General features: G+C 47.4%; 14 protein-coding genes. 10 read left to right on the top strand and 4 right to left on the bottom strand.

What is annotated here, in order from left to right; translation table 11 throughout:
* Nucleotides 1–62: 62 nt before the first annotated feature.
* On the bottom strand, nt 63–1,649 hold the full coding sequence (cimA, locus tag ASN18_RS01215; RefSeq protein WP_085050780.1) for a citramalate synthase: 1,587 nt from the start codon (nt 1,647–1,649) through the stop codon (nt 63–65).
* A gap of 176 nt (nt 1,650–1,825) precedes the next feature.
* Here cimA and ASN18_RS01210 point away from each other — a divergent pair, with 176 nt between their 5' ends.
* The 10 genes from ASN18_RS01210 (at nt 1,826) to ASN18_RS01165 (ending at nt 12,961) form a co-directional block, all read left to right on the top strand.
* Nucleotides 1,826–3,013, top strand: coding sequence for an argininosuccinate synthase (locus ASN18_RS01210; RefSeq protein ID WP_085050779.1), 1,188 nt, complete (start codon nt 1,826–1,828; stop codon nt 3,011–3,013).
* Between the two features lie 12 nt (nt 3,014–3,025).
* The gene (gene dprA, locus ASN18_RS01205) at nt 3,026–4,120 is read left to right on the top strand and encodes a DNA-processing protein DprA (protein WP_085050778.1); all 1,095 of its coding nucleotides are present in this window, start codon (nt 3,026–3,028) and stop codon (nt 4,118–4,120) included.
* Nucleotides 4,121–4,184: 64 nt separating this feature from the next.
* Nucleotides 4,185–4,469 carry a hypothetical protein gene (locus ASN18_RS01200; RefSeq protein ID WP_085050777.1) on the top strand — a complete coding sequence of 95 codons (285 nt, stop codon included), beginning with the start codon at nt 4,185–4,187 and terminating at the stop codon, nt 4,467–4,469.
* A complete protein-coding gene (gene topA / locus ASN18_RS01195) occupies nt 4,460–6,910 on the top strand; it encodes a type I DNA topoisomerase (RefSeq protein ID WP_085050776.1) in 2,451 nt (816 codons plus the stop codon). The genes ASN18_RS01200 and topA overlap by 10 nt, the downstream gene beginning before the upstream one ends.
* Nucleotides 6,879–7,742: a molybdopterin-guanine dinucleotide biosynthesis protein MobB gene (locus tag ASN18_RS01190; RefSeq protein WP_085050775.1), complete on the top strand. Its 864-nt coding sequence runs from the start codon at nt 6,879–6,881 to the stop codon at nt 7,740–7,742. Before topA ends, ASN18_RS01190 begins: the two co-directional genes overlap by 32 nt.
* A complete protein-coding gene (gene ccsB, locus ASN18_RS01185; RefSeq protein ID WP_085050774.1) occupies nt 7,743–8,555 on the top strand; it encodes a c-type cytochrome biogenesis protein CcsB in 813 nt (270 codons plus the stop codon).
* The gene (gene hemA / locus ASN18_RS01180; protein WP_085050773.1) at nt 8,552–9,838 is read left to right on the top strand and encodes a glutamyl-tRNA reductase; all 1,287 of its coding nucleotides are present in this window, start codon (nt 8,552–8,554) and stop codon (nt 9,836–9,838) included. Before ccsB ends, hemA begins: the two co-directional genes overlap by 4 nt.
* A gap of 93 nt (nt 9,839–9,931) precedes the next feature.
* Nucleotides 9,932–11,311, top strand: a complete 1,380-nt coding sequence (locus ASN18_RS01175) for an FAD-binding oxidoreductase (protein WP_085050772.1) — start codon at nt 9,932–9,934, stop codon at nt 11,309–11,311.
* Between the two features lie 37 nt (nt 11,312–11,348).
* Nucleotides 11,349–12,536, top strand: coding sequence for a nucleotide sugar dehydrogenase (locus ASN18_RS01170; protein WP_085050771.1), 1,188 nt, complete (start codon nt 11,349–11,351; stop codon nt 12,534–12,536).
* A 119-nt stretch (nt 12,537–12,655) separates the two neighbouring features.
* Entirely contained in the window at nt 12,656–12,961 is a 306-nt protein-coding gene (locus ASN18_RS01165) for a c(7)-type cytochrome triheme domain-containing protein (RefSeq protein ID WP_236861416.1), read from the top strand.
* A gap of 39 nt (nt 12,962–13,000) precedes the next feature.
* On the opposite strand, the gene ASN18_RS01160 is transcribed toward ASN18_RS01165, so the two are convergent.
* The 3 genes from ASN18_RS01160 to ASN18_RS01150 all read right to left on the bottom strand — a co-directional run bounded on the left by ASN18_RS01160 (nt 13,001) and on the right by ASN18_RS01150 (nt 15,325).
* Entirely contained in the window at nt 13,001–13,915 is a 915-nt protein-coding gene (locus ASN18_RS01160) for a branched-chain amino acid transaminase (RefSeq protein ID WP_085050794.1), read from the bottom strand.
* Nucleotides 13,916–14,044: 129 nt separating this feature from the next.
* Nucleotides 14,045–14,899, bottom strand: a complete 855-nt coding sequence (locus ASN18_RS01155) for a BPL-N domain-containing protein (RefSeq protein WP_085050769.1) — start codon at nt 14,897–14,899, stop codon at nt 14,045–14,047.
* Between the two features lie 21 nt (nt 14,900–14,920).
* Complete coding sequence (locus ASN18_RS01150) at nt 14,921–15,325, bottom strand: hypothetical protein (protein WP_157072764.1); 405 nt, start codon at nt 15,323–15,325, stop codon at nt 14,921–14,923.
* Nucleotides 15,326–15,692: the final 367 nt, after the last annotated feature.

The following is a 15,692-nucleotide window of genomic DNA, read 5'->3' as shown; positions in this document are numbered from 1 at the left end:
AGTTCAGCTAAAAACATATACGCCGCATATTTTTTCAAATGCGTAAAGTATACACCTGACGATTACTTATCGTCTATTAACTTATCCTTGTGGAGTTTATACTCTATGCTGTCCACAAGGGCGTGCCACGATGCCTCTATGACATTAGGGCTTACGCCGACTGTGCCCCAGCGTGAGTTGTGGTCGCCGGATTCGATAAGCACGCGCACACCGGACGAAGTCCCAGCACCGCCGGACGACAGCACTCTGACCTTATAGTCGTGCAGCGATACGTCTTTAAGGGCAGGGTAATAGCGCTCAAGCGCCTTTCTCAGGGCGTTGTCGAGGGCATGGACAGGGCCGTTTCCCTCGGCGGCTGTATGGACGAGTTCACCGTCTGGCAGTTTCATCTTTATAATAGCGGTGTTTATCGAGCTGCTTTCATGGCACGTCTTTTGGGTCATAATTTGAAACCCAAGAAACTCAAATGCCTCTTTATATTGGCCGGTCTCCTTTTTTATCATAAGCTCGAACGAGGCCTCAGCCCCCTCGAATTGATAGCCCTGGTTTTCAAGTCTCTTCAGGAGATCAAGAATCTTTTTGGCCTTTGTCTCTCCACCCATGTGTACACCAAGCTCCTCGGCCTTTTTCTGAAGGGTGCTTTTGCCGGAGAGGTCAGAAATCAGGATTCTTTGCGAGTTGCCGACAAGCTCAGGTTTAATATGTTCATACGTGGAGGAGTGTTTTTGGATAGCGCTTACGTGCATACCGCCCTTGTGGGCGAAGGCGCTGTCACCGACATATGGTTGGCGCTTCAAGTGTGGCAAGTTGGCTATCTCTGTGACATAGCGCGATACGTCTCTGAGCTGTGTAAGGGCAGCGCTGCTGCCAAATAATTCATAATCCAGCTTTAATTGCAGATTTGGTATGATAGAACAAAGATTGGCATTGCCGCACCTCTCACCAAGCCCGTTAATAGTCCCCTGCACCTGCACGGCACCGGCGCGCACGGCCTCTAAGGAGTTTGCAACGGCGCAGTCTGAGTCATTATGGGCATGAATGCCAATCGGTGCGCCGACAGCCTTTTTCACTTCTGTGGTAATACGATGAACTTGTTCGGGCAGGCACCCGCCATTGGTATCACACAGCACGAGGCAGTCTGCCCCGCCATCGACGGCAGCCCTCAGGCATTCAACCGCATAGACTGGGTTATTGATATAGCCCTGAAAGAAGTGTTCGGCGTCGAAAAATACCTTTTTCACATGTGATTTCAGAAATTTAAAAGAATCGCATATAATGCGTAAATTCTCATCGTTTTCAATCCCCAGCGCCTCACGCACATGGAAATCCCATGTCTTGCCGAATATGGTAACGCACTCCGTAGCTGCCGCAACAAGCGCCTGGAGGCCTTTATCTTCCTCAGCGCGCAGCCCCGGGCGGTGGGTGCTGCCAAAGGCCGCGATAACTGCGGTCTTGAGGCGCATTGCTTTGATTTGTTTGAAGTATTCAGCGTCCTTGGGGTTTGAGGCGGGCATCCCGCCTTCGATAAAGTGAATGCCGAATGCGTCGAGTTTTTCAGTTATCATGAGCTTATCTTCAAGCGTGAGTGATACGTCCTCAGCCTGAGTGCCGTCTCTTAGGGTTGTGTCGTATATTTCAATTGTTTTCATGGGGGTTATAGTATCACATTAGCAGCGGTTGCGTCTATTTGGAAAAGTAAATATACAGGAAATGGCCGTCTGTGAAAATTATATTTACATTTTTTATCATATAATGCTACTTTTTACGAAGTGGGGCTGGGAAGCCTCTCTGATTAAAATAATTTTAACTTGTTGGGAGCAGTATTATGAGAAAAGTAGTACTAGCGTATTCCGGCGGCCTTGATACATCGGTTGCCATTAAGTGGATTAAAGAAACTTATGACATAGAAGTCATCGCGTTTTGCGCCGACCTTGGGCAGGGTGAAGAACTCGACAATGTGCGCGAGAAGGCCCTTATGACCGGCGCTTCAAAGGTATATGTAGAAGACGTAAGGGAGGAATTTGTAAGAGACTATGTGTTTCCGATGTTCAGGGCAAATGCCTTCTATGAAAACAATTATCTGCTGGGGACTTCGATAGCTAGACCGCTGATTGCGAAAAAGCAAATCGAAATAGCCGTAAAGGAAAACGCCGACTTTGTAGCCCACGGCGCAACCGGCAAGGGTAACGACCAGGTGCGCTTTGAGCTTGGCTGCTATGCCCTTAAGCCAGATATAAAAATTATAGCCCCGTGGCGCGAGTGGCCGTTTAAGTCCCGTCAGTCACTAATAGAATACTCGCTAAAGCACGGCATCCCTGTCACAGCCACAAAGGACAAGCCCTACAGCACAGACAGAAATGCCCTGCACATAAGCTACGAGGGAGGGATTTTAGAAGACCCGTGGCTTGAACCAACCGACGACATGTGGACGCTTATGACTGCCCCGGAGAAGGCACCAAATAAACCCAGATACATTGAGATTAACTACGCAAACGGCAACCCTGTTGGTATCGACGGTGTTGCAATGACGCCATATGATCTGCTTAGTAAGATGAACTCCATTGCCGGAGAAAACGGCGTTGGCAGAATAGACATAGTAGAAAACCGCTATGTGGGCATAAAATCCAGAGGGGTGTATGAAACCCCCGGGGGCACATGCCTGCACGCTGCACACAGGGCGGTCGAGTCTATTACGATGGACAGAGAGGTACTGCATCTCAGGGATTCGTTAATAGTGAAATACGCCGAAATGGTATACTACGGGTACTGGTTTTCACCGGAGCGGCTGGCACTGCAAACATTTATTGATGTGACGCAGAAAAACGTCACCGGTACAGCACGTCTGAAGCTCTACAAGGGCAGCTGTCTGGTTGTGGGGAGGAAGTCGCCCGTGTCGCTCTATGACGCAGGCCTTGCAACATTTGAAGAGGAGGATGTGTATGACCAGACGGATGCCGCCGGTTTTATAAAACTCAACGCATTGAGATTAAAAAATGCCAAAATTAATAAATAGGCTGTGGGTTAAGTGCAGGAAGAATTAAGATATCTGCTTGCCCTTTCGTCGATACCGGTAATAGGGCCGGGCACTACCAGAAAACTGTTGAAAGCCTTTGGAGAACCGAAGAATATCTTTCGTGCCTCGTTGAAGGCCCTCCTTCAGGTTGAAGGAGTGGGCAAGGGGCGGGCACAAGGGATAGTGAATTTTACGGCATGGGATGAGACAGACAAGGTAATAGAGAAGTGTGAAAAGACCGGCATTAAAATACTGCATTATGAGGACGCAGGATTTCCATCCCTGCTAAAAGAAGTCCCTGACCACCCGTTGATTCTCTTTGTGAAAGGGCAAATCAGACAAGAGGACCGTTATGCCATCGCCATAGTTGGGACGCGAAAGGCATCGCACTATGGGATAAGCGTTGCTGAGAGATTTACAGATGAACTTACTGCGATGGGCTTTACGATTGTAAGCGGTATGGCTCGGGGTATTGACTCTGTAGCACATAAAAAGGCTATACAGAACAATGCCAGCACTATTGCCGTGCTAGGCTCTGGGGTTGACGTAGTTTATCCCCCTGAGAGCGCATGGCTCTACAAGAGGATAGCCGAAGAGGGGGCGGTTGTGTCGGAGTTTTTGCCCGGCACTAAGCCATTGAGGGAAAACTTCCCTGTCAGGAACAGGCTGATAAGCGGGCTTTCGCTTGGGGTACTCGTGGTTGAGGCCTCGCAAAGGAGCGGGGCGCTGATTACGGCGGAGTTTGCCCTTGAACAGGGCAGGGAGGTATTTGCAGTGCCCGGCAATATTATGTCATCATCATTTGTTGGTACGCACAGTTTAATTCAAAAGGGGGCAAAACTTGTTCAAAGCGCCAGTGACATTGTTGAGGAACTCAGACATATCTTAAAGGGTTTTGTAAAATCCAAGGCCGGGATTGAAAAAGGGATTGCGCTTGATGCTGAGGAAAAGCGGCTTTACGAGTTTATTTCCCATGAACCCATCCATATAGATGAAATAATTCGCAAGAGTGGTGTTGCATCAAACGAGGCGCTTACATTATTATTAGGGCTTGAAATAAAAGGAGTGGTCAGGCAGATAGATGGAAAGAAATTTCAGCTTGCTTAATAGCAAAATATATTGGTGTTTCTATATAATTGTCGGCAGCAGAGACATGGACGGCGGAGGATAAATGTATAAGAGATTTATGACACTGCTAAGGGTAATCGCTAACGAGATAATCAGCAGCGATATGAACTTTGATGAGTCAAAGATACAAACGGTCATTAGTGATTATAATATCACAGACTTGTACGAGGACCTGTCGAATCTCGAAGGACTTGATATTATGAGCGACGAGGACATTGATACGCTGAAGGCGTTCCTTGCCTATGTAGTCTCCAAAGACACATACATGGACAGAGACGATGTCTATTCAATGATATTTGGCAACGGCAAAAGGATATTATGGCACTGAAGAAGACTAAGGCCACCCCAAAAACCCCAAAAACCGCTGAGACCGCTGAGACTGGCCCAGTAAAGAAACCCCTTAAGAAACCCCTTAAGAAACCGGGTAAACTTAAGAAATCAGTGGACGCTGACGAATCCACTGATGCCCTGAGCGGACTGGTAATCGTTGAGTCCCCTGCAAAGGCTAAGACAATAGGGAAGATACTTGGCAAGGGGTTTTCAGTAAAGGCATCTGTCGGTCACATCCTCGACCTGCCAAAAAAGGAACTTGGCGTAGATACGCAAAACGGCTTCACGCCAAAATATATAACCATACCCGGGAAGGAAAAAGTCATCCTCGACCTGCGGGCTGCTGCTCAAAGGGCTTCAAACATATACCTTGCCCCTGACCCTGACCGCGAGGGGGAGGCAATCGCCTGGCACATAGCTGAGACTATTACAGAGGAGGCCGCCTCGTCCAAAATATACCGCGTCAGGTTTAACGAAATTACTGAACGCGCCGTTAAAGAGGCCATGAAGTCCCCGACACTGATAGATACGAACAAGGTCAACGCCCAACAAGCGCGCCGTGTGCTTGACAGGCTGGTTGGCTATACGCTGAGCCCCCTGCTGTGGAAAAAGATAAGCCGCGGTCTCAGTGCCGGGAGGGTACAGTCAGTGGCCGTCCGCATAGTGGTTGAAAGGGAGAGGGAGATAGAGGCATTCAATCAGGAGGAGTACTGGTCTGTAACTGCTAAGTATGCGGGGGCTGTTGAGCCGGAGTTCTCAGCCCGGCTGTTTAAGTACAAGGGAGAGACTGTAATAGAACGCGCCCTTAAGTCCTCTGACGGCCCGTCGCGCAAGGAAAATAAATTCCTGATAACCTCAGAAAAAGACGCAGAGCTTATTAGAGAGACCCTTCTCAAAAGAAATTATTCATTGCTGAACATAGACAAGAAAGAAAAAAAGCGCACCCCTTATCCTCCGTTTATAACCAGCACACTTCAGCAAGAGGCATCGAGGAAGCTAAGATTCTCCGCAAAGAAGACGATGTCCACCGCCCAGCGCCTCTACGAAGGTGTGGATATGGGTGAGAAAGGCTCCGTAGGACTAATAACATACATGAGAACAGATTCAACCAGAATAGCCCCCGAGGCCGTTCAGTGGGCGCGTGAGTACATAGAGAGAACCTTCGGCAGAGAATACGTCCCGCCAAAACCGCACCAATATAAGGTTAAGGCATCTGCGCAGGAGGCACATGAGGCCATAAGGCCGACATACGTGCAGTACCCACCGGAGGCGGTAGAACAATATTTGGCGCGCGACCAGTTTGCCCTCTATGAACTCATATGGAAGCGTTTTATCTCCAGCCAGATGTCCACTGCCCTGATGGAGCTGACGACATTTGATATATTTGATGATACTAAAGAGGCTCAGTTCAGGGCCACAGGGACGGTTCTTAAGTTCAGGGGATTCCTCGCCCTCTACTCTGAGACGCCTGACATAGAGGACTCAGACGGTTCAACGTTGCTTCCAGATATTAAGGAAGGTGATGCCCTCAAACTCCTTGACCTCAGAAAGCAGCAGCACTTCACACAGCCGCCACCCAGATATACCGAGGCTACCCTTGTTAAGACCCTTGAGGACAAGGGCATAGGCAGGCCAAGCACCTATGCCGCCACACTTTCCACCATAGAAGACAGAAAATACGTGCTGAAAGAAGACGGCAAGTTCAAACCCTCAGGGCTTGGCATCCTGGTAAACGATTTCTTAGTCAAACGTTTTCATGATTTAATAGATATAACATTCACGGCTAAAATGGAAGACGACCTTGATAAAATAGAGACCGGCGAAATCCGCTGGAATAATGTCGTTGGGGATTTCTATCTGCCATTTACCCAGGACATTGAGACGGCCTCAAAGAGCGAGGAAAGATTTCACATACCCACAGATGAGGTATGTGATAAATGCTCAAAGCCGATGGTAATGAAGCCAAGCAGATTTGGGATGTTCCTTGCCTGCTCCGGTTATCCTGAGTGCAAAAATACACGCCAGATAGACCCCAAAACAGGGCAGGCTCAACAGGAGATACCTGTAGAGCTGACCGGCGAACAGTGCGATAAATGCTCACACCCAATGGTTATCAAAACAGGCAGATTCGGCAGATTCCAAGCCTGCTCGAACTATCCTGCGTGTAAAAACATGAAACCTATCCCTACGGGTCTGAAATGCCCACAGGATGGCGGCGATATTATAGAGCGTAAATCAACAAAGGGCAGATTCAAGGGCAAGGTGTTTTATGCCTGCGGCAACTATCCAGACTGTAAATATATCTCGTCCTATAAGCCGGTGGCAGAGGCATGTCCTGATTGCGGCGCCTCGCTGCTTTATGAAAAAATAGCCAAATCAGGCGATAAATCTATTTTTTGCCAAAATAATGACTGCAAATATACCAGAACTCAGACATAAGCCGCTGCTGGTGTGCATTGGCGGGGCGCACAGCAGCTGTGGGAAAACCACGTTAGCAGAGCGTTTGTTGAAGCGTTTGACGGAGAGAAAGAAAGGCGCATGGGGCGCAGTTAAATACACGCAGACTGCCTTTTATACGTCGTTGTCTGATGCTGCTGAGACCATAAGCCAGAGCGATAAGGACACGACAAGGCTCCTTATCGCTGGGGCTCAGAAAGCTCAATGGATTCAATCCCCCAGGCATGAGCTTGAGGAGATACTTCGGATTGCCATTGATAAGTTCTGGGACATGGATGGAATACTGGTAGAGGGAAACAGCCCCACTGAGTATATCGATTTTGATGTTGTGGCATTTGTCTTTGGAGAAGACCCGCTTAAGGTAAAAGACAGCGCAAAGAGGGCGCTTGAGAAGGCCTCGGTGCTGGTACTGCGGGAATTCCCGCCAGACATAAACCAGATGCCGTATGTGCCCTTGTCGTGCGGCGTGAAGACCTGCAATATTTCATCTGAACAGTGGGATGCCGTCACTGCAGCTGAAAATACGGCAGACAACCCAAATATAGACCCAAATATAGACCCAAATATAGACCCAAATATAGACCCAAATATAGACCCAAATATAGATTGGGATAGCTGCGCGCAGGTTATAGAGAATGAAATCGTCAAAAAAGAGATAGTAAATACCCTCACAGGGCTGTCTTGCGATGGCAGGATTCCATGTGCGCTGGCAAGAAAGGCAGCGGAGTTGCTTGGTATTTCATATAACAAATTTGGTGAGGCGGCCAATGCCCTTAATATCAGGATAACTACGTGTGAACTGGGGTGTTTTTAATTGGTATTGACGTTTGAGCTTGCGCTGACATCATATTTTATCGCAACAATATTAGCGATACTTGAGTTGATACGTGGATGCAAGGCAACCTCAAAGGGGATGGTCGTGTTTGCCGCTTTCGGTTTTGTCTTTCACACGTTAAACATAGCTCTCCGGCTGTTTATCTCAGGGCACATGCCCACAGCCAGTTTACATGAGGCGGCCTCTTTTTTCACGTGGAGCATTGTGTTGATTTTTTTTATAATTGAGTACAGATATAAGATAGGGCTGTTGGGGTCATTTGTGCTGCCCGGGGTGTTGGTGTTGATGTTGTCCTCCTCGGTGCTGCCACGGCAGATAAGGCCACTACCGGTGATACTTAAGAACTCGTGGCTCTGGCTTCACACAATATTGGCCTTTGTGGGTGAGGCAGCCCTTGCGGTAGCCTGCGGGGTAGGCATCATGTATTTGATACAGCAGAGGAATGTAAAGTTAAAAAAACTGGACGGTCTTTTTCATCGTCTGCCAAGCCTGCGGGTGCTGGACGAGGTAAACTACCGTCTGATAACTATAGGGTTTCCGCTGTTGACGCTTGCGATAATCACTGGCGCCTTGTGGTCTGAGGCCGTTCTTGGCACGTACTGGAGATGGGACCCGAAGGAGGTCTGGTCTTTGATAACTTGGATATTTTATGCCGCAGTGCTTCATGCGCGCCTGAATGCGGGGTGGCAGGGCAGACGCACAGCAATTCTCTCGGCAGTGGGATTCATTGCCATACTGTTTACCTTTTTCGGGGTGAATTTACTAATGAAGACGTTTCATGGATTTGAATGACAGTTCTGGTAATCGGACTTAATCATAAGACAGCAGATGTAGAGGTAAGAGAGAGCATTGCCTTTGACCGCGAGAGGATTAAAAAGGGACTTGTCGGCCTGAGAAATCTGACGGGCATCAGTGAGGCCATAATCCTCTCTACGTGCAACCGTGTGGAGCTATATTTACACGCAGACGGCGACTTAAGCATGGTAGAGCGTGTAAAGAAATTCCTCGCAGAGTTTCATAAGTTCCCTTTAGAAGTCCTTGATGGTGCGCTCTATGCCTACGGAGCCGAGGACGGCGTGAGACACCTGTTTCGGGTTGCCTCGTCGTTGGATTCAATGGTCGTTGGCGAGCCGCAAATACTGGGGCAGTTAAAAGACGCCTACGAAATCGGGCTTAAAGAGCAGTCATCCGGCCTTATCCTAAACAAGCTGATGAAGAAGGCCATATCAGTGGCAAAGCGCGTCAGGACAGAGACAAAGATAGCCGAAAATGCCGTCTCTATAGGATACGCGGCGGTTGAACTGGCAAAGAAGATATTCGGAGACCTTGGAGATAAGGTATTTATGCTCCTCGGTGCCGGTGAGATGGCAGAACTAGCGGCAAGGCATCTTACAGGAAGCGGGGTAAAAGATGTCATAGTGGCCAACAGGACATACGAGCGGGGCCTGGCCCTTGCGGTGGAGTTTTCCGGCAGGGCGGTAGAGTTCAGTGATTTTAAAAAAGAGCTTTCAGTGGCAGACATAGTCATATGCTCAACTGGCGCACGCTCTTACATATTAGAATACAGCGAAATGGAAAAGCAAATGAAGACCAGAAGGCAGCGCCCTGTATTCATTATAGACATATCTGTACCACGAAACATCGACCCGAAGATAAACAGTCTGGAAAACGTATATCTATACGACATAGACGACCTGCAGGGGGTAGTGGATAAGAATCTAAACGAACGGCTAAAGGAGTCAAAGAAGGCGGAAGATATAATAGACAAGGAGATAGACGTATTTTTTGATTGGCTGCACTCCCTTGACGCAATTCCGACAATCGTGGAACTCAGAAGAAATGCCGAAGGTATTAAAAACGAGGAATTAGCAAAACTCTACAATAAATTAAACGGAATAGAAGAAAAAGATAAACAGGCGATAGAGCATGCCATGAACGCCATGATAAACAAGCTGCTCCACCAACCCACTATGGCCTTAAAAGGAAATGACGAGGAAAAGGACATCCTCATATCAGCGGCAAGGAAACTCTATGGACTTAACAGCCGTCCACTAGGCCGTCAGGACGAACCTTAGTCCCGCAATTTCCTCGTGTGGCTTTTGAAAGCGCAGGTTGCACAAGACCTCTGGTATCATATATAATAATGTCAGGCACAATAGCGGCACAAGATGAAAAGTTTAAATAATGTATTAGCTGAAGGCACTTACTCTGTGGAGAAAGAGGACCTGCTGTGCTACGGCTATGACGCATCAGGTCTGGATGTGCTTCCAGCGGCTGTGGTTTGGCCGACAACTGCGGCAGATATATCTAAGTTAATGCAATTTGCCTACCAAAACGACATAAAGGTAATCCCGCGCGGTGCTGGCACCGGCCTTACCGGAGGCTCTGTAGCCGCTAATGATTCCATCATCCTGAGCTTTGAGAAGATGAACAGGATAATCGAAGTCGATATGCGCAACCTAAACGTAGTCGTAGAGCCTGGCGTCATAAACGGCGACCTGCAGCGCGCCCTTAAAGACCAGGGATATTTCTATCCCCCTGACCCTGCCAGCCTCAACACATGCACAATCGGCGGCAACGTAGCCGAAAATGCCGGAGGCCCCAGGGCGCTCAAATACGGCGTCACCAGAGACTACGTCATGCAGCTTGAGGCAGTCCTGCCCGACGGCAGGTTGATTCGCACAGGTGTGCAGACGAAAAAAAGTGTCGTGGGCTATGACCTTACACGCCTCCTTGTCGGCTCTGAGGGCACACTTGCCGTAATAACAAAGATTAGACTGAAAGTCCTGCCGCTGCCTGAGAATGTGATAACGCTGCTTGCGGCCTTCAATTCTCTTGAGTACGCCGGCAAGTCCGTATCTCGTATAATTGCCGATGGCATAATCCCGCGAACTATGGAGCTGATGGACAGGATGACCCTCTCTGCCGTCAATAAGTACAAAAATGTTGGATTTCCTGAAGACATCGAGGCTATGCTTCTAATTGAAATCGACGGCAGCACAAAGGCAATCGCTGCCGACATTGATAAGGTTGCAAACATCTGTAACGGTTTTCAGGGGAAGGTAAAAATTGCCGAAGACTCAGCCTCAAGAGAACTGCTATGGGATGCAAGAAGGGCGGTATCCCCGGCGCTTTATAAGTTAAGCCCGACAAAGATAAATGAGGATGTAGTTGTCCCTGTCACAAAGGTACCGGAGCTTTTATCAGGCTTGCAGGGCATTTCCGAGGCGGCGGGAGTGCCAATCGCATGTTTCGGACATGCCGGTGACGGCAATATACACGTAAACATCATGACAGACAAAAACGACAAGCAGAAGTACGATGAGGCCGAAAAACTCGTCCGCAAGACCTTTAAGCTCACACTCGAACTTGGCGGCTCTATTTCAGGGGAGCACGGAATTGGTCTTACTAAATCGAAATATATTGACATGGAGCTGGACTCAGTAAACCTTGACATAATGCGCGGGATAAAGAAACTCTTCGACGCAAAAAACATATTGAATCCGGGCAAGATATTTCCACCTGCCGCAGGTTCTGATGTCCGATAGCGGCATAAAGCAGTTATTTAAAAGGAGATAAAAAACGATGGGCTATGATGTGTGCGTTGTTGGCGGATTAGGGCATGTGGGACTGCCACTGGGAATTATGCTAGCAGAGGTCGGCAAAAAAGTAGTCCTGTACGATATAAATACAAAGGCAATAGAGACGGTATCGAAGGGAAAGATGCCTTTTTTAGAGACAGGGGCAGAGGAAATCCTGAGTAAGGTAATAAATAATACCCTTTTTGTATCGAACGACAGGGCTGTAATCACCGAAAGCCATTATGTAATTATCGTCATAGGTACACCGGTGGATGAACACCTGAACCCTCAGTTTACGATATTTAAACAGTTCTTCGATGACCTCTCCGGCTGTCTTAAAGACGGGCAGCACATCATCTTAAGGAGTACGGTGTTTCCCGGCACTACAGAAAAGATAAAGGAATATCTTGCCGCAAAGGGGAAAAATGTCAGGGTCTCGTTTTGTCCTGAGCGAATTGCTGAGGGAAAGGCAATTGTCGAGCTTCGCGAGCTGCCGCAGATTGTGGCGTCTTTTGACAGTGATTCAGAGGTGGAGGCCGCCCGGCTGTTTGAGATTCTTACCGATGATATAATGTATCTAACGCCTATTGAGGCGGAACTGGCCAAGCTCTTTACAAACGTCTGGCGTTATATTCAATTTTCTATATCCAACCAGTTCTATCAAATCGCAGCACAGCATAAACTAGATTTTTATAAAATCTACAGTGCAATCACGTACAAATATCCGCGTGCGGCGTCATTTCCATCGGCAGGCTTTGCCGCCGGGCCGTGTCTGTTTAAGGATACGATGCAGCTTGCCGCATTTAGCAATAACAGTTTTTTCCTGGGTCATGCCGCCATGTTGATAAACGAAGGGCTTCCGAATTTCATTGTCTCAACGCTAAAAGACCGCTATTCACTGAAGGAAAAAACCGTCGGCATTCTTGGAATGGCATTTAAGGCAAATAACGACGACAAGAGGGAATCGCTTTCATATAAGTTGAAAAAGATTCTGGAAATCGAATCAAAACAGGTGTTGTGTTCAGATGTGTACATTAATGAGCGCGGTTTTGTCACGGCTGAGGCGCTCGTAAGCGCAGCGGATATAATCGTACTGGGCACACCACACAAAGAATACGCAGACTTAAACATACAAAAGGACAAGGTCATGGTTGACGTATGGAATTTCTTCGGCAATGGCGGTTTGTTTTAGGCAAGCGGGATATCGCGCCAGTGAAGCAGCGCTGGGGAGCGCTGCCGTTGTCGCCTTGACAACCTGTCAACTGTCATATTATTATATCTTTATACATTTCGTGTGGAGAGATAAAAAGTGTGATTAGAGCCCTTACGCTATTGGTTTTTATACTCGTGAGTGTCCCGTCATTCGCAGTGCCCCCTGGTAAAGTTCTTTCATGGGAGAGCGAGGAGGGCAGGGTTGTCTTCAACGGCACAAAACATGCCGGTAAGGGGATTAAATGCACTCAATGCCACCTAGAGGTCTTTAGGATGAGGCATGGGGTGACAAAGATGACCATGAAAGAGATGAATGAAGGGGCATACTGTGGGGCCTGCCACGACGGTAAGACGTCATTCAGTACATCAGACGAGAGATACTGTTCTAAGTGCCATGTTAAATAAGCAGGTATTACGCTATCGAAAAAACCTTAGCGTCGTAGATTAGACATATGTGAGCCAGCTGTGGTACTTATCGACCTTGCCGTGTACGGTATCAAAGAATATTGACTGAAGTTTTGTGGTTATTTCGCCTGGCTTACCTTCGCCGATCTTACGGTTGTCCACTTCTACTATTGGTGTGATTTCTGCAGCAGTACCGGAGAAAAAAGCCTCGTCAGAGATGTATAGCTCATCTCTGGTGAACCTGGCCTCGGTAATTTCCAATCCGTTGTCAGCCGCTATTTTCATAATACTGTCCCTCGTAATACCTTCAAGTATGGAGGTAAGAGGCGTTGTCTTTAACTTCCCATTTCTTACGATGAATATGTTTTCACCAGAGCCTTCAGCGACATAACCGTCTGCATCAAGCAGTAGTGCCTCTGCAAATCCCAGCGTGACTGCCTCAGTTTTGGCCAGTTGTGAATTTATATAATAACCGGATATCTTTCCGCGGGACATATTCGAGTTTACATGATTTCTGATATATGATGAGACCTTAACGCGAATGCCGTTTTGTATTGCATTTTCGCCAAGATAAGACCCCCACGGATAGGCAGCCACTGCCACCTTTACCGGGTTATCCTTTGGATATATGCCCATCAACCCATACCCGATATAGACAAAAGGCCGGATATAGCACTCCTCAAGCCGGTTTATCTTTACACAATCTATAACTGCATTGACTATCTGCTCCCTTGTAAAAGGTATTTCAACCTGAAAGATATGCGCTGAGTCAAATAACCTCTCCACATGCTCTTTGAGCCTGAACACAGCCGGACCGGATGGTGTTTTATAGCTGCGTATTCCCTCGAATACACCAAGCCCATAGTGCAACGTGTGTGTCATCACATGAACAGTTGCGTCTTCCCAGTTGACGAACTCGCCGTCCATCCATATTTTCTCTGTCTTTTTTATCACATAGATTTTATACCAGCAATCAGGTGTTTGTGTCAAGAGTAAAGAGCAAGTTTTTTTTAAATAGTTAAAAAACATGACGGTGGCTGCCGCAAGGTCTAAATCCCTGCGGCAGCTCATGGCTTACTTAAGTCATTTCCCTGTGAGTTTTTTAACTACACTACGAAGCAGCTGCCATGTTGAGGTGTCATACCACAGGGTACAATTACTGAATGATATCTCAGGGTGAGGCCCGGTCAAAAACACCTTCCCGCTACCGTAGTTAAACATTATCATTGCGGGCTGATTATTACTTGCAGCCCCTCCGCTATATCTGCCGACCACTGTAATCCCCGTGTCAAAAGGTACGAAAAACGGTCCGCCGAAGTATAAAATATTCAGCGTTGGACTAACGTCTGGCAAGATTGATGTATCTATGCTTACGGTTGTCATGGCGGCTGATTGTGTTATACCGGTTGTACAGCCTGTTGGGACATTCCAGCCAATTATCTCAAACACAGAGCCTATGCCGAATCCGTTGAATAAGTCTAAGGGATAGTCATAGAGGTTAATAGTGCTTTGAAATTGCTCCCGCCATAGTACCATGTTTGATGCGAAATATGCCCCAGCGCATATGCCAATGTAGCCTCCGCCATTGTATATAAAATTTCTGATGTTGTTATACCCTGAAGCCGTCACATATGTGTTATATCCGCCTGCCCATCCACCTCCAAATATTATCGTTTTATAAAGGGAATTAAGATTGACTGCGGTGTTGAGTGCCTCTGGGGTAATATCTTCATATGTATACCCGTAATAGGTCAGCGCGGTCTTAATCGCAATAAGTCCTGTAGACCATGCCCCGCCAAACTGATAAGCGGTATCGTTGTAGATGGCCACGTCTGCACCGTTTAACGACCATGCCATTGCTGGTAATATAAGAATCATCAACAAAACTGGAAGCAATAGCCTTAAGCATATTTTGGTGAGTGTCTTTGAACTAAGCATTTAAAATACCTCCATATAATTTCAGGAACCAGTTGATATTTCGTAACCGGAGAGGGAATTAATCTTTGATAACCCCTCTGTAAGTCCAAGCGGATTGAAGCTGCCGTATGCCTGTGAGTAACCATAAAGGCGAAGGGTCTTCAGCCCTTCGTCTATTGACCACTTGCCGCCGCCGATTACGCGCCATTTTGGGTCTGATATATCAAAATGCTTGTGTTCGTTGTTGTAGATGCCCATGATACCCGTTTGACTGCAAAAGTGTCTGACAATATCTGCGTGATAGGTAGAAAACCCGGAGGGCGACAGGACTATAAACTCAGCTACAGGGTTTTCCCTGATCTGAACGAACTTCCCTGAGCGCTGTGGAGGGAGAGCCTCCTTCAACTTTGTCCGAAAATAATAATCGCTGTAATCTATGAGTTCCATCTGATTTATGATAATATAACCCGGGCACTTAGTCAAGCTCCTGCAGGGTAAACCATGGCAAACACATTTGATTGTAATTTCCAAATGCGTTTGCCATGGCTCCCTAAATCCGATATAGAGAAGAGAATCGGGGAGAAAACCCTTTTGAAATAAGTGTTTCGGGTGCTATAATGTTCCACCTACAAGGTGAAATATAAAAGAGAGGCAAAACAATACTTCACAACACTTCTGGATTCCTGCTTTCGCAGGAATGACAAATTAGCAGTGGAAAATCCAGTTCTGTCATTCCCGCGAAACCTACATGAATAGTGTCAATATTCGCCCCCGCCCATGAAAATCGCAAGGCCATTGTGCAAAGATTTTTTCA

The organism is Candidatus Magnetominusculus xianensis, from assembly GCA_001541255.1.
GTDB classification, from domain to species: domain Bacteria; phylum Nitrospirota; class Thermodesulfovibrionia; order Thermodesulfovibrionales; family Magnetobacteriaceae; genus Magnetominusculus; species Magnetominusculus xianensis.
Note: the sequence above shows the minus strand (reverse complement) of the source record. Positions and strands in the feature narration are given on the sequence as shown.